The organism is Paenibacillus sp. J31P316 (assembly GCF_056269105.1).
Window position 1 is genome coordinate 637,319 of the sequence record NZ_JBWDNI010000003.1, and the last position, 18,889, is coordinate 656,207.

Here is an 18,889-nt window from a genome sequence, read left to right on the forward strand (position 1 = left end):
GAAAGTTGGATTCAATCCGTGATTTCGAAAGCGTCTAAAGCGATGAAATTTCCGTTCGATTCGGCATTCGGCTGACCGATGTTGACCACTTTAATGCGGTGGACGCCGTCGGACAGGATTTCGGAGCGGAACACCGGCACTTGGAACTTGAGCGTAGGGCTGTACGTGTCGATGGTCGCTGCCGGCCGATCGCTGCCGTCGATGTAAATCTCCGCTTTTCCTTGATTCTCGCCGGTCGTGGCGAGCAAGGTGATTTGGCTGCCGGTCACGTCGAACTCGGCTGTATTGCCCTCGACGTCCGTCATTCGATTGATGCCATTGGAGAAATTCACGCCGAAGAGATCGGTCCACAATCCGGTGTAAACCGCCGAAATGTCGCTTAACGAGACGAGATGCCTGACCCTGAAGGCATCCACGTTAATCGCGGTGCCGCCGGTTTTGCCGGAAGCGGTCTGGGGATCCCATTTGCCGGTCCATTTGATTTTCAAGCTGTGCTGTCCATAACCCAAGGACATGCTGAAGAGCTTTTGCCGCGTCAAAGGATTCGGACTGTATAGGGAAGGCGAGGCGACCCTGGTACCGTCGATATACACGTCGGCGATTCCCTGTTGATCGTTCTTGGACCCGATCCACTCGATCGTGTTCCCCAAGAATCCGAACTCGACGCTGCCTCCGGCGTCGATCTGTTTCATCGTGCCTCCGGAATAGGCAGCGCCCGATAGCGTGGACCAAGATCCGTCGAAACGGAGTTCGCGGCTGCTGTCTTCGTAAGCGCCGGTTATGTTGCTGGAAATTTCCAGCGTATAGCTGCCTTCGCCTTCATGGGCGAACACGTCGACGTAGTAAGTGCCGCCGGCGGCTGCTTTATAAGTAATGGTTTCGCTGCTGGTGCCTTCTTTCTCGGAATACGCGACCAATCCTTGCTTCGACTGTACGGTCGTTGCGGTCGGATCGTACAAGTACAGATCGAAGTCGGCGCCGGGGTCGCCGGTTAGCGTCAACGTCGTTTGCTCGCCGGCTTTCAGATCGATCGCATACACGTGATCGCGGTCCGTCGTCTGATTGAGCTTGCCGCTGATGCTCGCGTCCGCCAATGGCGTGCCGGGAATTTCGTTGTCGTTCACGGCTCGGAAGGCGTTGACCATTTTACCGCTGGCGGTGATGCCGGTCATGGAGCTGATCGGGGTGCCGCTGCCGATTACGCGTTCGCCCAAGCTGCGGGCGTCCATGCCCGGGTGCTTGCTCAGCACGAGGGCGGCTACGCCCGCCGTGACGGCGGAAGCTTTGTTCGTGCCGGTTACGTAGAAATAGGGAAGCTGAGGAAATTCAAGATTGATTGTCGTAACGGAGGGATCGTCCGAGACGACGATATCCGCGAACATCGCGATTTGCTTCACCGCATAGGTCTTCTCGCCGTAGATCGTGCCGCTTACGCCCTGGACGGTTCCCAGTCCGAGCAGTTCCTCGCCCATCATGACCAAATGCAACGTGTCCAGCACGAACGGACTGCGCTGGATATGGTCGATCATATCTTGGCCCGACAGCAAGAGATGCCCGCTGCTGCCGTCATTGTCGTCGTCGTCCGCCAAGAAGGCCGTCAAGTTCCTCTGGTCCTGATCGGTCAGCACGGCGGTGTCCGGGTTATAGGTAGTACCCGAAGTCCAAACCACGATGTCGTGTTCCTTGAGTTCTTCGAGGCTCGGCCCGTCGGCCGACGCGTCCGCGATATTAAGGAGTTCGATGTTTGCGGGAAGATATCCCGAACCGGCAAGCAGATTCCGGTACGTCGTCGTAATGTCCGCGTCGTCGGACACGCTGACGCCGCCGCCGCCGTCGAAGCCGCCTGCGTCGTCGACCACGAGAAGCACGTTGGTTGCGCCGACGGGCTTATCGAATGGCTGCAAATACGCCATCGCTTTGTCGAACATGTCCTGCCGGTTCGGTTGGTTCAAGCTGTTCTTCTCGGGCACCTCTTCGTAGCCGATGCCGTTGTAGATGGCTTTGAATTTGCCGTCGCTGATTTCCGCGCCGTAACCGGGATTGTAGTGGGGGGCATCCGTGACGATGTCGACGCCCGGAGCGGCGATGTCCACGGTCGATTTGCCGTAACCGGCTTCTCCGGCCAGGTTGCCCGTGTTGTCGATGGAGGTGACGTTAACGATGTTCTTCTCCGGAAACGAACCCGGATAGTTTGGGCTTTGGTCATCGTTCGTCGATTGGAGATGTTGGCTGGCACCCGAGAAAAACAGCATTTCGGAAGAAGCAATCGTATCTTCCAAGGCTTGGCTGTACGCGTTCAGGCTCCATCCGAAATCGGCGATCTGAGCGCCGTTGTTTTCGGCATAATGGATGGAATCGATCAGGTCCGAGACGCTGCCGTCGTCGTAAGAGAGGAACTTGACCGGCATGATCTTGACATGGGGGGCCACGCCGACGATGCCTTCGCCGTCATTCGTGGAGGACGCGATAATGCTCGCGAGATAAGTGCCGTAATAATCGTTCGCCACGTCTCGGATATCGAAGACCGAATTGTCGTCATGGGCGAAGTCCCAGCCGTTTACGTCGTCGATGAAACCGTTGCCGTCGTCATCGATTCCGTTGCCCGCGATCTCGCCGGAATTATTCCAGATGTTAGCGCTTAGATCGGTGATCGTCGTGTCCACGCCGGCGTCGATAATCGCGACGACCACGTCCGGGCTTCCCTGCGTTACCGTCCAAGCGTGGGTGGCGTCGATGTCGATCCCAGGGGTGCCGCCTGGAATGACGGGATAGGCGTACTCGTGCATATTTTGGCCCGTGTTCCGGAGCGCCCATTGATCGTGGAAGTACGGATCATTCGCGATGACCTCGCCGGCAGAGCTCGCTTTAGCGCTCTCGCTGGCACTCACGCTGGCACTCTCGCCGGCGCTCGCGTTAGCATAATCGCTGACGCTCTCGTCGACGCTTTTGCTGACCGCTTTCTTCATCTCCGCCCCTTTCGGAAGCGCAGTCGCGTGATGGATTTTATAATCGGGTTCCGCGTACAGAACGTTCGGATCTTTCTTCAACTCGCTGATTGCGCTCATGACGTCGGTTCCGGCTTTGAGTTTCAACACGTTCAATCGGTCGGCGCTCGCGAGAGGCTTCGTGTCGGATACCATTGCCGAGAAGCTGCCGGATAAGGCCGACGCATTGACATCGTCTTTGTACTTCACGATGATCCGGTCAGGCGCGTAATCGTGCTTTTCATTGTCCGCGATCGTTGCTTGCGAAGCAGGGGAGGAGCCTGTACCATCGGACGTTTGAATGGGCTTTGGAGTAACGGTAATCGCGGCGCTATCCGCCGGTCGGTCGGATGACCATTGGCTTTTCCGAGGATTTTCAAGCTGGTTCTGCGTCGATTTATTTGTCGCTGCCGCTTTGCTTTCGGCGAATGCGGTCGTGACCAAGGAACAAGTCAGCAACAAAGATAGCAGGGCGAAGATCGTTTTTCTTTTTTGCTTGTTCAAGGTTGTCGCTCCTTTAATTAAGAATAATAAATCCATACGACTGCTGCGGACAGAAAAAGGCCGATTCAAATATTCATCATCACGTCACCTTTCGTAACATTTTAGGTTATACCAAAGGCATGCAAGGCGTATTCTAGCAGAAAAATATGGTAATGTAACTGGATTTTTGTTCAGAAAGTTAAAAAATTAAATAAATATTTAATAGTAATGCTATATTTATGTTATATTAACTTAATTTCAAAAAACTTAATATGGAATATATATGTTAGGTAACGCATCCGTCCGATGAGCAAGATCGCGAGCGTCGAGGCAGCCGTCATGATCGAAAGAATGCGGAAGAAAGGGAAGTTCAAGAACCGGCGATCTAAAAGGACTCTGATGTCATCATAATGCACATACCGCTTCAATCACTCGAGGGTTCTACGAATATAATGTAATATCCATGTCATTTAATAGGGCGAGAACACAGTCGTGAATTTGGGTAATTGGATAATTTCGCTAAATAATTAAACTTATCTATTTACTTTTCCAATCTATCGGATATAGAATGTAGTAGTCTTGTCATGAAACATAACATGGTTGATGATGAGAGCTGTCTTCGGTAGAAGATGCAAAGCTTTTAAAAAATGACGGGGAAGTGTGAACATGAGGAGAAGGAAAAGATTAACGGTTATGCTGTCTATTGTCGCTTTAGCTGGAACATTGCTCGCCGGTTGCGGTAATTCGAACTCGGATTCATCCAATTCTCCCGCGGCGAACGCGCAAAACGCGGACAAGCCAACAAACGCGAACGCGGATGCGGACAAACCCGCAAACGAAACCCCGTCCGATGACGCAAGCGCGACTCCGTCCGCAGATACGCCGACGGATGGCGGAAACCTCGTCGTCGGCACGTTCTCCGACATCGTCTCGATCAACCCGATGTACATACAGGATACTTCCTCCGGAGACGCAGCCACGTTCGTTTACGCTAATCTCTATGATTTGGATCGCCAAGGTAATCTAGCTGCCGAGCCGTGGTCGCTTGCGGCGGAGCTGCCGACGATCAGCGCGGACGGTCTTACTTACACGATCAAGCTGAAACCGGAAGCGAAATGGAGCGACGGTCAGCCGGTTACGGCCGATGATGTCAAATATACGTTCGACACGATGAAAAATCCGGATGCCGGATCGCCGGGCATCAGCATGGTCGACAAGGTCGATACCGTGACCAAGGTCGACGATCATACGGTCGAGTTCAAGCTGAAGCAGGTGTTCGCACCGTTCCGTTATTCCCTTGTCTCCTCGATGGCGCCTTATCATGTGCTCAAGGACGTACCCGTCAAGGATTTGGCAAAGCATCCGTTCGGCTCCGATCCGTCCAATACCGTCACGAACGGTCCTTGGAAATGGTCCAAGTGGGAGCATGGCCAATACCTGACGTTCGACGCCGATCCGAGCTACTGGGGCAGCCAGAAGCCGCATATCCAGACGGTGACGTATAAAATATACGCCGACCAAAATACGGAAACGCAAGCCCTGCTGAAAGGGGACGTCGATCTGACGGCGGCCGTGCCGCTCACGACCTTGGAAGCGGTCAAAGCCAAGGACAACATGGAAATCATTCTGAAGCCGGGACCGCAGTACGAGTTCATGCAATTCAACTTCAACGGAGCCAACTTCCCGGACAAGTACTCGTTGTTCCAAAGCCAGAAGACGCGTCAAGCCATCGCGACGGCGGTTAACCGCCAAGGCATGGTGGACAACATTCTGAAAGGCACCGGCACGCTGATGAACGCGCCGTTCCTGCCGAATTCGTGGGCGGATCCGAAGGACGCCGCCGTCAATTACGCTTACGATACGGAGAAAGCGAAGACGATGCTGGCGGAAGACGGCTGGAAGCCCGGCAAGGACGGCATTCTGGCGAAAGACGGTCACCGCTTCTCCTTCGAATTGCAATACAACGCCGGCAACAGCCGTCGCGAGCAAGTCGCGGCCGTCATTCAGCAGAACTTGAAGGACGTCGGCATCGAAGTCAAGCCGAAGGCGATCGATTTCGCTTCATGGATCGATCAGAACGTCACGCCGGGCAAATACCAGGCGCTGCTCCTGTCCTGGTCGCTTAGCAATCCGGATCCGGACGGCGAAAGCATCTTCTCTTCGAAATACTTCCCGCCTGCCGGCCAAAACTCCGGCTGGTACAAGGACGAGAAGCTTGACGCGCTGTGGGTGAAAGGCTACTCCACCGTCGATCAGAACGAGCGCAAGGCGATTTACGCCGACGTCGCCAAAGAAATTTCGACCGATCTTCCTTACGTATTCCTGTATCAATACGGTTTGCCGGAGGCGTTCGACAAGAACAAGGTTCATTTTGCCGAAGCCGACCAACCGGAATCCTCGCTTGCTTACGGGTATTTCTTCCATATGATCAACTGGTGGGTCAAGGCCTAAACAAGCCTCCCCAGTGCCCGGCTAACTTCAGAACGACATCCAATGGATAACGGAAGGGGAGGCCATCAGGTCCTTCCCTTCTTTCCTTGATAAGGGGGTAGATGATATGGCGGAGTTTTTCGTTCGGCGCTTGCTGCAATCAGCGCTTGTATTGGGCTTGATCGTCGTGCTGACTTTTCTTCTGATCCACGCGGCTCCGGGCGGTCCGCGGCAGATTTATTTGTCGCCGGGCCTCTCCCAGGAAGCGGCGCAAGTCCAAGCCCATAACCTCGGGCTCGATCGTCCCGTCCCGCGGCAATTCCTCAGCTGGCTGGGGGATCTGCTGAAGGGCGATCTCGGTTACACGTTCAAGAATCATATTCCCGTCGGGGATATTATCTGGCCAACGGTCGGACATACGATGGTCCTGATGGGAACCGCATGGGTGCTTTCCCTGCTGATCGCCATTCCGTGGGGCATCTACAACAGCACGGTCGAGTACAGCCTGTCCGACCAGGCGGCTTCTTTCATCGCCTATATCGGATTCGCGATGCCGACGTTCTGGTTCGGAATAATCTTGCAGGAGCTGTTTGCGCTCAAATTGGACCTGCTTCCGCTCTCCGATATGTGGGCGATGGGCAAGGAAGGGAACGTGGGCGATTTGCTGCTCCATCTCGTCCTGCCGGTTTCCGTGCTGACCCTCGGCTTCCTCGCGGGTTATTCGAAGTATGCCCGGGGGAGCATGCTCGAGGTGCTTGACAGGGATTATATTCGGACCGCGCGGGCCAAAGGACTGCGGGAGCGGCGCGTTATTTTCCGGCATGGTCTCCGCAACGCGCTTATTCCGATCATTACGCTGCTCGGGTTGGATCTGCCGATCCTTGTCGCCGGCGCGGCATTGACGGAAAGCGTGTTTAACTGGCCGGGCATGGGCAGGCTGTTCGTGCAGATGGCCGTCGCCCGGGAATATTCCGTCCTGATGGCGATTACGCTGATCACGGCGGTGTTCGTCATTATCGGCAATTTCGTAGCGGACATTTTGTACGCGCTGGTCGATCCGCGCGTCAAGCTGGATCGAAAGGGAGGTAGGGCAGCATGAACGAAGCGAGCGTGTCCTTGAACGACAGAACCGCCGTCCATCAATCCGGCCGGCCCGAAACCGCGTGGCGCTCCGGCTGGAAACGGTTCGCGGCCAACCGTTTTGCGGTAGTCGGGTTAGGCGTATTGATCGTGTTCGTCTTGGCGGCGTTTGCCGCGCCGTTGATCGCCCCCTACAGTCCCTCTCGGATCGACATGATGTTTCCGAACCTGCCTGCCGGATCGGGCAATCATCTGCTCGGCACGGACGAACTGGGAAGGGATATCTTCTCGCGCCTGATCTACAGCAGTCAGGTCTCGCTGTTCGTGGGCTTCTCCGTCGCTATGGCATCGGTGCTGATCGGCACCTTGATCGGAGCCGTGTCGGGTTACTTCGGCGGCTGGATGGATACCTGCTTCATGCGGCTGGTGGACGTCATGAATTCCGTTCCGCTGCTGTTCCTGAACATTCTCGTGCTGGCGATATTCGGCTCGGAATTCTACTATATGATTCTTGTGCTGACGTTGACGGGTTGGATGAGCGTGGCTCGGCTTGTGAGGGGCACCTTCCTTCAACTGCGGGAAATGCAGTACGTCGAAGCGGCCAAGGCGATCGGCGTATCGGACTTCGGCATCATATTCCGGCATTTGCTGCGGAACGCTTCCGCGCCGATTATCGTGAACGCGACCCTGATGGTCGGCGGCGCCATTCTCAGCGAGTCGGCGTTGTCATATCTGGGGCTCGGCATTCAGATTCCGCAGACCAGCTGGGGGCTTATGCTGTCGAACTCGCAGGAATTCATGCTGGTCGATCCCCTGCAGGCGGTCTATCCCGGCTTGTGCATCTTGATCGTCGTTCTGGCAGTCAATTTTATCGGCGACGGGCTTCGCGATGTGCTTGATCCGCGCCAAAGAGCCATGTTATCCGCGAGGAGGTTGGACCGATGGCGAAAAAAATTCTCGAAATCCGGAATTTGACCGTCGGCTTTCCGCGGGAGCACGGGCTGCTGAAAGCGACCGACCGCGTGTCGTTCTCGATCGAGGAAGGACAGACGCTCTGCGTCGTTGGCGAATCGGGCAGCGGGAAGAGCGTGACCTCGCTTGCCATCATGCGGCTGATCGACTATGCCGGCGGCATTATCGCCGGCGGCGAGATAACCTTCGACGGCGAAGACCTGACGCATAAGCGCCAGAGCGAGATGAACCGCATTCGGGGCAAGCGGCTGGCGATGATTTTCCAGGATCCGATGTCCGCGCTCAATCCGGTCTTCTCCGTCGGCGAGCAAATCGCGGAAAGCCTGCGCATCCATAAGGGAATGAATGCGAAGGATGCCTGGAACAAGGCCGTGGAGCTGCTGAAGCTGGTCGGCATTCCGGAAGCGGAAATCCGCGCGAAGCAGTATCCGTTCCAAATGTCCGGCGGCATGTGCCAGCGCGTCGTCATCGCGATGGCGCTCGCTTGCGAACCGCAGCTGATCATCGCCGACGAGCCGACGACCGCGCTCGACGTGACCATTCAGGCCCAAATCCTCGACTTGCTGCGCCGTTTGAATCGGGAGCTGAAGACCGCGACGCTGCTCATCACGCACGATATGGGCGTGGCGGCCGAGATGGCGGACCGAATTGCCGTCATGTACGCGGGCGCAATCGTCGAGGAAGGCACGGTCGATCATATTTTCAAGGCGCCGCGGCATCCGTATACGATCGGATTATTGCGCTCCATTCCGCGTCTCGAGGAGAGGGCGGGCGGCGAGCTGTATGCGATCCAAGGGAGCATTCCCGGCATCGCGGACATTCCGACGGGCTGCCGCTTCCACCCCCGCTGCCCTTATGCGACGGGGCGTTGTTTGCTGGAAGAACCGCCGCTGCTTGACGTCGAAGGCGACGAAGGCGACGAAGGCCATCGGACGGCTTGCTGGCTAGACGAAATCCCGGAGGTGGCGGCGATATGAGCGAAGAGTATTTGGTCGAAGCCAAGCGGCTGAAAAAGTATTTCCCCATTAAAAAAGGACTGCTCGGTCAGACCGTCGGCCACGTGAAGGCCGTCGATGACGTCAGCTTCGGCGTCCGTCCCGGGGAGACGTTCGGCCTCGTGGGCGAGTCGGGCTGCGGCAAGTCGACGCTGGGCCGGGTCATGCTGCACTTGCAGAAGGCCACGGCGGGCGAGGTGCGGTTCGAAGGCAGGGATATTCAGCAGGCCGGCGTGAAGGAATTGCGCGCGCTGCGCGAAGAAATGCAAATCATCTTCCAGGATCCCATGGGGTCTCTCAATCCCCGCTTCCTGGTTCGGGATTTGATCGGCGAGCCGCTGAAGCTGCATCGCCGCATGTCGAAGCTCGATATCGACGACCGCGTCGTGGAGCTGATGGAGCTGGTCGGCCTCGACGTGAGCCGGCGTAACCGGTATCCGCATGAATTTTCCGGCGGCCAGCGGCAGCGGATCGGGATCGCCCGGGCGATCGCGCTCAATCCGAAGTTCATCGTGGCGGACGAATCGGTGTCAGCCCTCGACGTGTCCGTGCAATCGCAGGTGCTGAATCTTATGATGAAGCTGCAGCGGGAACTCGGCTTGACGTATCTGTTCATCGCGCACGGGCTGAACGTCGTCCGGCATGTCTCGAATCGGGTCGGCGTGATGTATCTGGGGAAGCTCGTCGAGGTTGCCCCGGCGGACGAATTATTCGCCCGTCCGGCCCATCCGTATACGAAAGCGCTGCTGTCGGCGATTCCGCAGCCTTCGCCCGGCCAGAAGCGGGAGCGCATCATGCTTCAGGGCGAGGTGCCATCCCCGGTCAATCCGCCTTCGGGCTGCCGGTTTCATCCGCGCTGCCCGTATGCGCAGGATCGCTGCCGGACGGAGGAGCCGCTTCACTTGCCGATCGGAGCGGATAGAGAAGTCGCGTGCCATTATCCATTGATTTCCTAATGTGAAAGCCGCCAAGCGGGCGGCTTTTCGCATGAGCAGTTCCATTCGATTTTACCGCAGACGTAGCGGCAGCCTAAAGAGTGCATCCCAGCAGGGATGCGCTCTTGTCGTTATGGCAGCTTATTTCGTTCAATTCAAGTCCTGTCCGGCCATGGAGAGGCGTATGGCGATTTCCTTGCCCGCATACAACTAGCCTTAGAGCAGGTTAATTCGGGGGTGTGCCGATGATCAAGAAGCCGAACTTCCTCCTCGTCATCGTCGACGAGGAGCGTTATCCTCCTGTCTACGAAAGCGCCGAGATTAAACGGTGGCGGGAAGCGAATCTCCCTGCCCATGAACGATTGCGCGCGAATGGCGCGGAACTGCACCGTCACTATATCGGCAGTGCCGCTTGCTGCCCGAGCCGGGCTACGCTGTTTACCGGCCAGTACCCTTCGCTCCATGGCGTGACGCAAACGAACGGAATCGCGAAGCAGGCTTTCGATGCCGACATGTTCTGGCTGCCGCCGAACACGGTGCCCACGATGGGGAATTACTTCCGCGAAGCAGGGTACCAAACCTATTACAAGGGCAAGTGGCATATTTCGAATGAAGATCTTCTAGTTCCAGGCACGCACGATAGTACGCCTAGCTATCAACCTTCAACCGGCGTGCCGGATCCGCCGGCGGAACGGCGTTATTTGTCCGCCAACCCGCTGGATGCTTTCGGTTTCTCGTCCTGGATCGGGCCGGAGCCGCATGGGCGCAATCCCCGCAATTCCGCTTCATCGGCAGCGAGTGGCTTGAGCGGGAGGGACGTCGTATTCGGTAACGAGGCCGCGGCGCTGCTCGAAGCGTTGGACCGTCAAAAACAAATCGACCCCGATGCGCGGCCATGGCTCGTCGTCGCTTCTTTCGTAAATCCGCACGATATTACGTTGTACGGCACATGGACTGCCCATCTGCCGGGCTTATTTCATTTTCAGGTCGATCCCATGCCGGATGTACCTCCCCCGCCTACGATCGATGAGATGCTGAATACGAAGCCGAGCTGCCAGGCCAGCTACAGGGATACGTATCCCAAGGCCGTGCAGCCAATCTTGAACGAGCCGTTCTATCGCAAGCTGTATTATCAATTGCAAAAAAACGCGGACCGTCAAATCATGAACGTATTAGAAGCGCTGGACCGCGCATCGTTCAGCGACGATACCATCGTCATTTTCACTTCGGATCACGGCGATCTGCTTGGCGCCCACGGCCATCTGCATCAGAAAATGTACTGCGCTTATGAAGAAGTGCTGCACGTACCTTTCCTCGTGAACAACAAGCGCCTCTTTCCGCACAGGCAAAACGTGTCCGCGCTAACTTCGCATGTCGACCTGCTGCCTACGATGCTTGGACTCGCGGATGCGGACGTCCCCGCCATCCAGCGCCGGCTGGAAAGCCGCTTCAGCGAAGTGCGTCCTTTCGTCGGCCGCGATCTGACGCCCTGTTTGCTCGGTCGCGATGCGGATGGAACTCGCGGAACCGTCCGTCCCGGGGAGCCGGTGTTTTTCATGACCGATGACGATATGACTCGGGGTCAGCATCAAATCAATCCGTTCGGAAGAGCGTATAACTCCGTCGTGCAGCCTAACCACATCGAGACCGTGATCGCCGATCTCCCCGGGCAAAACGGACGGCCGGATCAGCAGTGGAAATTATCCCGGTACTTCGATCATGATCGGTTCTGGGTCGAACCGGGCGTGCGGGACATCACGATTCGGCTGTTTGGCGAATGGTGCGCGAATCCGGAGCATAACGCAGCACCTGGGCAAGGCGGTGCTCCTGAGCAAGGCGCAGCACCCGCCAGTCAGGTGATATGCAAAACCGCTCCGGTTCCTGAGCAGTTCGAATTATACAATGTAACGGAGGATCCCTTGGAGTCTCGTAATCTCGCTCATCCTGACTGGGCCACGCCACAATCGGATGATGTCTTTCGGTATATGATCCGCTTGCTAGAGGAGCAGCGAAGCCGGAAGCGGTTGAGACCGGAACGGGAAGGAATTCGATAGCATTGGAAGCGGGCGCCCTATTAGGGATTCATAGAAGAGTAACGAAAATGATGCAACGAATCGTCAAGTATAATAAACTATCTCTGTTGGCCGCGGCGCTGTTGCTGCTTGCGATATTGGCCGCGGCAGATTATGAGGTGCTGGGAGGTGCAAGACATTCGTCCTGACAAGTCCGCCGCAACGGCTCGCCGGAAGTCAAGCCTCATGCGCATGCTGCGCAATCGGTTTGGCTTCTCCTCGCTCCGCAAACGAATCATGGTGTTTCTGACCGTCGGCTTCGTGGGATGCGCCATCTTGATGGCCTCGGTCTCCTACAATGCGATCTACACGATGCAGCACGATAAAATCAAGACCTCCATGGCTTTCGATCTGTACCAGCAGACGACGAAGCTCAATCAAACGTACAATAACCTGCTTCAGGTTACCCAGCAGATGACGCCGGAAGGCACGGTCGGCAATCTGATGGAGTCCTATCTCTCTGCCACGAACTCTTACAATCAGCGTCTACTCTCTCGCGATATCTCCTACAACATCGGATTAATCACGTTCTCGAACCCGGCTATGGAGCTGGTGATGTACTATAATTCCGCCGACGGACAAGCTTCCTATTCGAATTTGCCGCTTCGCGGGGATTTCACGCTGCAATCGCTGCCGGATGTCGCCGGCATGGGAGACCTGCGCTACCAGTCCCCGCATAAATCCTTATGTCGGTTCAGCGACGATCAAGTCGTGTCGGTCACGCGCCAAGTTCATTTTTCGGACGGAACCCGGCTCGTCGTTTACGTGGAAGCCAAGTCGGACATCTCCACCGACATGGGCTCCCTTACGGAGAGCATGCGCATGCCGTACGAGCTTGTTTTAACCGATGCGGCGGGAGCAGTGACCTATAGCAGCAATCCTGCTGCTTTCGCGGCCGGCCAACGACTCGCGTTAAACGGGCAATCGGGGGTGACGGACGGCTACGTATGGAACCGAATGACCGGCGATTACGGCTACAGCGTCTCGCTGCTTCTTCCCGTCTCCTACTTCAATCACGAGCTCTATACGTGGAAGAATCATATGTATTGGATTCTTGCCGTGGCTCTCCTGATGATGTTCATTCTGACCCTGCTGCTGCGGCGGCTCATCAACAGACCGTTTCAATGGATCGAGAAGGAAATGAGGACGTTCGGCAAAGGATACATGCGCACCAGCCAATATCGCACGGGAATCGACGAATTCGACCGCATCTTCAATCAGTTCAATATTATGAAGCGGCAAATCCAGCAGCTTATCCTGGACGTGGAGCAGAAGGAAAAGCGCCGGCATCAGCTCGAGATCGAGAAGCTGGCCTACCAGATCAACCCGCATTTTCTGATGAATACGCTTAATTCGGTGCGTTGGCTCGCGGCGATGCACAAGCAGGCGGAGATCGAGAAGTTTATTTCGTCCTTAATTATTTTGCTGAACTACAACTTGGGCAAATCGGGAGAAACGGCCACCTTCCAATCGGAGATCGAGGCCATGCGAACCTATCTGGAGCTGCAGCAAATGCGGCATGATTTCGAGGTGAAGCTGGACATCGAGGAAGGCGCCTATCTGGACAGTCCCGTCGCGCGGTTCATCCTGCAGCCGATCGTGGAAAATGCGGTCTGTCACGGTCTCGACGATAACGGCAAGCTGGAAGTCCGCATTTCTTCCGACGAGACGGCGCGGATGGTGAGCGTCATGATCCGCGACGACGGCAAGGGGCTGAGCCAGGAGACGCTGGCTTTCCTGCAGCGCGACACGCCGGACCAGCAGCAGACGGGATGGGGGATCGGACTTCGTTACGTGCGATCCATGCTGGAATCCTTTTACGGACCTAAGGCCCGAATGGGCATAGAGAGCATGCCGAACCAAGGCACCTCGATTACGTTGGAGCTTCCTTTTCTTCAGCCTAGAAAGGAGAGTGCGAAGTGATTCGAGTATTGATCGTGGACGACGACAAGCTTGCGCGGAAAGGCTTGATATCGATCATGCCGTGGTCCGATCACGATATGATCGTGGTCGGAGAAGCGGCGAACGGCGCGAAGGCGCTGGAGTTCATGGAAGGGCACGAGGTCGACCTCATGTTCGTGGACCTGTCGATGCCCGTCATGTCGGGCATGGAGCTTCTTCAAGTCGCCAGCAAGAAATTTCCCGGCCTGCGCTCCGTCGTGCTGTCGTTTCACGAAGAGTTCGAGAACGTGCAAACGGCCTATCGCATGGGCGTGCTCGATTATATCTCCAAGGTGCGCTTGGAATCCGAGGACGACGAGCAAGTATTGAGACGCATCCAGCAGCAAATGACGGGCGAACCCCGGAATTCGCCGCCGCATCGCGCGGTCGATCCTCCCGCGCTGGCCGCGGCAGCCCCCGAGCCAAGCGGACGCTTGCAAGAAGAAGCGCAGTGGTCCGCCCTGGAACAGGAGTGGCGCGCTTGCTATTGGCTCTATAATGAATCGGTCTTCCAGCGCCTCTGCAAGCAGACGCTGGAGGCCAAGGTTTCCTTTCGCCGTCTGGAAGGGCTGTTCATGCGCGTGCTGTCGCAAATGGAGAACGCGATCGCGCTGGATGCCGAGCCGCGCTCCGACGTGCAGGACGTCCGGTCGGCGGTCGAATGGCTGCGCGATTACAGAAGCCGCGCGTACGCGAAAGTGAACGCCTCCTCCGACTGTACCAATACCACGATCAGCATGCTCAAGGCGGTGGCGTTCATTCGCGAGCAGGCTTCGAATGCGCTGCATGCCGAGAACGTCGCCGATCACGTGCACATGAGCAGAAGTTATTTCAGCCAATGCTTCAAGAAGCTGACCGGGGCGACGTTCAACGAGTACCTCAGGCAAGAGCGGATCAGGGCCGCCGAGCGGCTGCTGTGCGAGACCAATCGGTCGATCGCATGGGTCGCTCAGGCCGTGGGCTACAACGACTCCAAGTATTTCTCCCATCTGTTCTACGAACAGACCCGTCTGCTGCCTTCCGAATTCCGGGCGCAATTCCATAAGGGGGACGAATGACCGCAGCCGATCGAACAAATCTCTACCTCCCGGACCCGTATCCGACGCAAAACCCGGCACATCCTTCCGACTTTAATAATGCGCTTACATTGTACAATGGGAAGGCAAGAATCAAAGGGGAGGGATTAGATGAAAAGGAATATGGCAACGCTGCTGTCCGTCGTATTGCTTGGTCTAAGCTTGACGGCATGCTCCAATAACGCGAACGACGATGTGAAAGCGTCCTCAAATTCGAATTCCGGCACGAATTCGACAACCCCGGCACTGACGGGAGACGATCTGGCCTTCTCCAAATTTCCGAAGCCGGTCGACGTCCACATCGGCATGGTGGTGGATCCGACGGACAAGACGCTGCCGGAAGGCGACAGCGTCGGCAACAACCAGTACACGCGTTACCTCAAGGACAAATACAACATCAACGTGATCGTGGATTGGACCGCGGCCACCGGCAACGATTTCAAGCAGAAGGTCAGCTTGACGATCGCATCGGGCAAGCTGCCCGACGGCATGGTCGTCGACGATCGCTCCTTCATGACGAAAGCGGCCAGCTCCGGCCTGCTGTACGATATTACCGATCTGTTCCAGCAGTATCAATCCTCGCAGGTGAAGGACATCATGGCCAGCACCGACGGCCGCGCGATGGAGAACGCCAGCTATAAGGGCAAAATGGTATCGCTCCCGAACATCACCGTGGATACGGACGGCGTTCACGTCCTATGGATTCGCAAGGATTGGCTCGACAAGCTGCAGCTGCCGGTGCCGAAGACGCTCTCGGATATCGAGAAGACGGCGAAAGCATTCATGGACAACAAGCTTGGCGGGGACAAAACGATCGGCATCGCCGGTCCTTCCAAAAACTCGTTCCCGTATTCGACCTTCCTCGTGTCCTCCAACAACATGGGCGGCTTCGATCCGGTCTTCGGCGCGATGGACGCGTATCCGGGTTACTGGCTCGACAACGGCGACGGGTCGGTCACGTACGGAACGCTGACGGACAGTACGAAGAAATCGTTGGCCTTGCTCGCCGATTGGTACAAGAAAGGGCTGATCGATCCCGAGGTCGGCACCCGCGACAACGTAGGGGATCCAATTAATGCCAATCAGACAGGGATCTTTTTCGGTCCATGGTGGAACGGCGGCTACGGCAACGGAGACTCCTTCAAGAACGATCCGACCGCGAATTGGCAGGCCTACCCGGTCTACTCCGACGATAACAAATGGAACGCGCACATGAAGACGACCGGCAGCACCTACACCGTAATCAGCAAGAAAGCCAAGCCGGATGTCGCCAAAGCCATCCTCATCATGAACAACGCGCTCGTGCGCGACGAAGCGACCTTCGACTTGTCGGTGAACGTGGGCTGGTATCCGCTTCGCAACGTCATGGCCGCGGCGAACGAGACGGAATACGAGTATACCGAGCTCTTGAAGGTGCTGAAGGGCGAGACCAAGCCCGAGGATTACAATAAACCGAACAGCTTGTACAAACTGATGTACGCGGATGCGAAGAAAGTGCAGAGCGTCATCAAGCCCCCTTACGACGATTTGAACGTCGGCAACTTCAGCACGGCGAACTTCGGCGACTTCCAGCGCTTGTACTCCCTCTTGATCGGCGATCGTCCGTTCGCGACGACTCCGATCGACAAGAAGGTGTTCAGCGTCACCTACAACCAGACCACTACGATGGAAACGAAATGGGCGAACCTCAAGAAGATGGAAGACGAGACCGTGCTGAAAATCATCCTCGGCCAGGCGTCCGTCGACTCTTTCGACAAATTCGTGGAGGACTGGAAAGCGCAGGGCGGAGACGACATCACGAAGGAAGTCGCAGAGCTGCTGAAGAAGTAATCGCGCGGAAGCGGAAGCTTGCGGCGGGCGCCGGCGTCAACGGCGCCTTCCGCGGGCTTTGCGATCTGCCAGGGAGACGGGAGGTTGGCCGCAATGCGAAAATTGGGCCATCAGAAGCACTATTATGTCATGCTGCTGCCGGGAATGGTCTGGCTCGCGCTGTTTAACATCGTGCCGATGGTCGGCATTCTCATGGCCTTCGAGAATTATAATCCGGGCGTGGGACTGTTCAAGTCCGAGTGGGTCGGGCTGGATAACTTCACGTATATGTTTCAACTGAACGACAGCAAGACGGTCATCGTCAATACCTTTATTATCGCGATCGGCAAAATCGTGTTCAATTTGCTCGTTCCGCTCGTCTTCGCCATCTTGCTGAACGAGCTTCGCGGCATGCGCTACAAGAAGCTGGTGCAGACCGTCGTGTACCTGCCCCATTTTCTGTCGTGGGTCATCATGGCGACGATCGTAATCGGGATATTCGGTTATTACGGCGTCGTCAATGAGATCATCGGCATGTTCGGTTACGATCCGAAGCTTTTTATGGCGGATGCGGGCATTTTCCGGTACCTGCTCGTCGGCACCGACGTGTGGAAGGAGTTTGGCTTCGGCGCGATCATCTATCTTGCGGCGCTGACCGGCGTCAATCTGAATCTCTACGAGGCGGCAGCCATCGACGGCGCCAATCGCTGGCAGTTGATCCGGCACGTCACGCTGCCCGCATTGTCGACCACCGTCGTCCTGCTCGGCGTCTTAAGCCTGGGCAACGTGCTGAACGCCGGATTCGATCAAGTGTACAACCTGTATAACCCGCTCGTGTATTCAAGCGGAGATATCCTGGACACCTGGGTCTATAGGCTTGGCTTGCAAAATCTGCAATACTCGCTGGCGACGGCGGCCGGATTGTTCAAGTCCGTCATCAGCTTCGTGCTGATATTCATCTCTTACCGTCTGGCGTATCGCTATGCCGACTACACGGTATTCTGAGGGAGGGCGACCGCCTTGGTCAGAAATAAAACGTTAAGCTCAAGGGCGTTCGAAACCGCCAACGTCCTCATCCTCGGACTGCTGCTCGTCATCTGCGTGTACCCGCTGTGGTACACCTTGTGCGTATCGATCTCCGAGAAATCCGCCGCCAACGCAGGCTTGGTCACGATCTATCCGATCGGCTTCTCCTTGGCGCCGTATAAGGAAATCATCAACGACAGCCTGTTCTTCAACGCGTTCTGGATTTCCATCCAACGCACCGTGCTCGGCACGGCGTTCTCGCTGCTCATGACGGTCTTGATGGCGTACCCGCTGGCAAGGCCTTCGAGAGATTTCAAAATGCGCAATACGTTCATGTGGATCCTGGTCTTCTGCATGCTGTTCAACGGGGGACTCATCCCGTGGTATCTCACGATCCAAAACTATCATTTGCTCAATACGATCTGGGCGTTGGTGCTCGGCGGAGGCGTGCCGGTATTCGACGTGATCCTGATCATGAACTTCTTCCGCAATCTGCCGAAGGAGCTGAACGAGGCGGCCGTCGTCGACGGGGCCGGACCGTGGTCGATTTTGTTCCGGGTCTATATCCCTTGCGCGATTCCCGTACTGGCTGCCGTGGCGCTCTTCCTAAGCGTGTATCACTGGAACGAGTTCTTCAACGGATTGGTGCTGATGAACACGGCCAATAAATATCCGCTTCAAACCTATATCCAACAGCTTGTCGTCAACATTCCCGCAGGCACGAGCCTGACGCCCGAACAGTACAAGAAGCTGTCGGAGCTGTCGAACCGGACGCTGAACGCGGCCAAGGTGTTCATCGCGATGGTGCCGATGCTGATCGTGTATCCGTTCCTGCAGAAGTACTTCATATCCGGTATCATGCTCGGCGCCGTGAAGGAGTAGGCCGGACCGGCGAAAGCGATGGAGGCTTGCATCAACATGAATGGAGCATGCGTAATAGAAAAGCGGCGGACATCGACCTCATCAGGCGATGTCCGCCGCTTTTTCGTTTTGCCGCGCGGCGGAAAACGGTCTTCCTTTTTTGGAACGGGCGTGCAAAAATGTACATGACAGGCATGCGCGGCATTGAAAGCGCTTCTTAATGGA

The 18,889-nt window shown here is 56.4% G+C and carries 12 protein-coding genes; 11 read left to right on the forward strand and 1 reads right to left on the reverse strand.

Annotated elements, in window-relative coordinates:
* Positions 1-11: 11 nt before the first annotated feature.
* Entirely contained in the window at positions 12-3,488 is a 3,477-nt protein-coding gene (locus tag AC0YNU_RS13870; protein WP_475757365.1) for a S8 family serine peptidase, read from the reverse strand.
* 645 nt (positions 3,489-4,133) lie between these two features.
* On the opposite strand from AC0YNU_RS13870, the gene AC0YNU_RS13875 reads away from it, so the two are divergent.
* The 11 genes from AC0YNU_RS13875 to AC0YNU_RS13925 all read left to right on the forward strand — a co-directional run bounded on the left by AC0YNU_RS13875 (position 4,134) and on the right by AC0YNU_RS13925 (position 18,685).
* Positions 4,134-5,918 carry an ABC transporter substrate-binding protein gene (locus tag AC0YNU_RS13875; protein WP_475757367.1) on the forward strand — a complete coding sequence of 595 codons (1,785 nt, stop codon included), beginning with the start codon at positions 4,134-4,136 and terminating at the stop codon, positions 5,916-5,918.
* 106 nt (positions 5,919-6,024) lie between these two features.
* Positions 6,025-6,996, forward strand: a complete 972-nt coding sequence (locus tag AC0YNU_RS13880) for an ABC transporter permease (protein WP_475757370.1) — start codon at positions 6,025-6,027, stop codon at positions 6,994-6,996.
* Entirely contained in the window at positions 6,993-7,952 is a 960-nt protein-coding gene (locus tag AC0YNU_RS13885; protein WP_475757372.1) for an ABC transporter permease, read from the forward strand. Before AC0YNU_RS13880 ends, AC0YNU_RS13885 begins: the two co-directional genes overlap by 4 nt.
* Entirely contained in the window at positions 7,919-8,926 is a 1,008-nt protein-coding gene (locus AC0YNU_RS13890) for an ABC transporter ATP-binding protein (RefSeq protein WP_475757374.1), read from the forward strand. Before AC0YNU_RS13885 ends, AC0YNU_RS13890 begins: the two co-directional genes overlap by 34 nt.
* A complete protein-coding gene (locus AC0YNU_RS13895; protein ID WP_475757376.1) occupies positions 8,923-9,900 on the forward strand; it encodes an ABC transporter ATP-binding protein in 978 nt (325 codons plus the stop codon). Before AC0YNU_RS13890 ends, AC0YNU_RS13895 begins: the two co-directional genes overlap by 4 nt.
* 224 nt (positions 9,901-10,124) lie before the next feature.
* Positions 10,125-11,933, forward strand: a complete 1,809-nt coding sequence (locus AC0YNU_RS13900) for a sulfatase family protein (RefSeq protein ID WP_475757378.1) — start codon at positions 10,125-10,127, stop codon at positions 11,931-11,933.
* A gap of 147 nt (positions 11,934-12,080) precedes the next feature.
* Positions 12,081-13,874: a sensor histidine kinase gene (locus AC0YNU_RS13905; RefSeq protein WP_475757380.1), complete on the forward strand. Its 1,794-nt coding sequence runs from the start codon at positions 12,081-12,083 to the stop codon at positions 13,872-13,874.
* Positions 13,871-14,950, forward strand: coding sequence for a helix-turn-helix domain-containing protein (locus AC0YNU_RS13910; protein WP_475757382.1), 1,080 nt, complete (start codon positions 13,871-13,873; stop codon positions 14,948-14,950). Before AC0YNU_RS13905 ends, AC0YNU_RS13910 begins: the two co-directional genes overlap by 4 nt.
* Positions 14,951-15,079: 129 nt before the next feature.
* Positions 15,080-16,798 (forward strand): extracellular solute-binding protein, encoded by a 1,719-nt coding sequence (locus tag AC0YNU_RS13915; RefSeq protein WP_475757384.1) that lies wholly within the window; start codon positions 15,080-15,082, stop codon positions 16,796-16,798.
* A gap of 93 nt (positions 16,799-16,891) precedes the next feature.
* The gene (locus AC0YNU_RS13920; protein WP_475757386.1) at positions 16,892-17,782 is read left to right on the forward strand and encodes an ABC transporter permease; all 891 of its coding nucleotides are present in this window, start codon (positions 16,892-16,894) and stop codon (positions 17,780-17,782) included.
* Positions 17,783-17,797: 15 nt separating this feature from the next.
* Positions 17,798-18,685: a carbohydrate ABC transporter permease gene (locus tag AC0YNU_RS13925; RefSeq protein WP_475757387.1), complete on the forward strand. Its 888-nt coding sequence runs from the start codon at positions 17,798-17,800 to the stop codon at positions 18,683-18,685.
* Positions 18,686-18,889: the final 204 nt, after the last annotated feature.